At 62.5% G+C, this 2,144-nt stretch carries 2 protein-coding genes; both read left to right on the plus strand.

Features of this window, described 5'->3' with window-relative positions; translation table 11 throughout:
• Nucleotides 1-1,146, plus strand: a 1,146-nt coding sequence (locus IC66_RS0142190; RefSeq protein ID WP_240536584.1) for a Ulp1 family isopeptidase, incomplete at its 5' end; no start/stop codon positions are given.
• A gap of 457 nt (nt 1,147-1,603) precedes the next feature.
• Nucleotides 1,604-2,144 (plus strand): hypothetical protein (locus tag IC66_RS0142195; protein WP_038951364.1); only part of this gene is annotated, 541 nt, incomplete at its 3' end.

Raw genomic sequence — 2,144 nt, forward strand, 5'->3', positions numbered from 1 at the left:
GCTCATTTTGCGCCAGCGCATCCTGCCAGGGCTCGCTCAGACACCTACGCCGGTCTTGAGGCAGCGGTTAATCCGAATCCGCGCACACCATTCGAGTTGCGTGACAATGCTTGGGCCCCGGCGCCTGACTTTCGGCCGCTGTTTGCCGGGCCAGTACCGGGGCATCACCAGGGCGCTCGACAGCCCGGCTCGCCGCAGGGGCTTTCTCCGGCGCCAGCCTTCTCGGATGATGAAGCTTTGGCGTGGTTGCGCGAGGAGCTGGCGCGACGGCAGATGCAAGAACCGGCCTCACCATCAACCGGCAGGGCTCCCTCAGACATCTACGGCGGCCTTGAGTCATTGGTGCATCTGGATGCGCCCACGCCGTGGGAATTGCGCGACGATGCTCACTTTGCGCCGGCTCCCGCTGCCAGGGCGCGCTCGGACACCTACCGCGGTTTTCCATTGGTTGATCTGACTGCGCCCACGCCGTCCGAATCACGCGACGATGCTAATTCTGTACGGCCGTTTCCGATCACCTCCGCCAACGCTCAGATCGGGGCTTTAGATCCGACAGTCTCGTCTCACGGCCACGGGCTGGTGCTCGAGGACACGGAATGGCTGGGCGACGAGCATATCGACAGGGATTACCGGCTCCAGGAGCAGGATTTGCAGAGGAACGATCCGGATCTCGCCGCCCGGACGCGGTTCGTGAATCCCCTCATCGTCCTAAATTATCTGGGCTCTAACGACGATGGCGTCGTGCAAACCGAGTTCCAGCGCATCGTCCATGATGATGAATTTAATGATACAGCCGACTTCCTGTTCCTGCCCGTGATTAATGCCAACCCTGAAGATCCTAATAACCTCGGCAACCATTGGTCGCTGCTGTTCGTTGATCGCAGTGACCGGGGGCAGCCGGTCGCCTACCACTACGATTCCTACAGGGGACTCAACAAAAAGCATGCAGAGCATCTCGCAAGTAGGCTGCACCTCCGCCTGGAGCCAGCCGGCATGGCCCAGCAGCAGAACACTTATGATTGCGGCGTCTTTGTCGTGGACGGGACGCGGGCGCTGGTTAGGCAATTGGAGCAAGGAGGGCAGACAGTCCACCTGGACCAGCTCGTCGTCGATCGGCAGGCACTGCAAAACCGACTCAGGGGCTGATGTCGCCGTGGGCGAGATAGAGTTGGCTGTGAATCGACGCTGAACATTGACCCCCGTACGCGCGAAGTCAATCAAGTACTTGGGACGCCGATCGGCGTCCGGACCCCACACGATGACATAATTGCGGTCGGCGCCCGCGGGACGAAAGGTCCGCTATCTTCAAGCCTGCACGCAATCACACGAATCGGAGGGGCTATGAAGCAATATGTTGGGCTTGACGTCTCACAAAAGGAGAGAATCAGGAACAGCAGAAGCCCGTTCCCGAAGATCATACGTCCGTCAGCAAGGACGAGGAATCGGGCGCACGAGGGTTGCAGCGCGATTTGCAGGATCGGTTGCAGCCGGCGCACGACGAGCCGGTGAGCGAGCCCGTCAGCGATAGTGCTTCCCATCCCGAAGTACCTGCAGGCTCGCGCCGGTTCGCCGCCTGCTCAAGGTCGGCATTGGCCTTGCGATTGTGGCCGTCTTCGGATGGTTGCCGCTGAAGGCCGTGCTGCAGACCTCGAGCGTTGCGGCCGTGGTCAATGCCAGGATCGTGACGTTGCGCTCGCCGATTGACGGCACCGTGAGCGCGAAGCCGCCGCAAGGCTCGACGCAACTCAGCGTGGTCCATGAGGGCGACGCGATCCTTCATGTCGTCAACGCGCGTGGCGATCGCGTGCGGCTCGACGATCTTCGGCGGCAGATGTCCCGGATGGAAAATGAGCGCCCGAGTTTCGCCGCCAAGCTTGCGGCCGCCGAGACGGCGCAACAGGACCTCGCCCGCCAGGCGGCCCAGTTCCGCGACGGTCGCATCCTCCAGCTCCAGGCGCGCATTGCCGAAATCCAGTCGGCGATCGAGGCCGCGGCCGCGCGACGGGAGAAGGCAGTGGCCGCCGTCGAGCGGGCCTCGTCACTGATCAAATCGGGCAGCGTCTCGACGGTCGAAATGGCCCGCCTGACGCGCGAGCAGGCGATCGCCCAGCAGACTGCGGATTTCACGGATCGTGAGCATCGAT

The organism is Bradyrhizobium genomosp. III (genome assembly GCF_000261705.1).
In the GTDB taxonomy this organism is placed as follows: Bacteria; Pseudomonadota; Alphaproteobacteria; order Rhizobiales; family Xanthobacteraceae; genus Bradyrhizobium; species Bradyrhizobium ottawaense.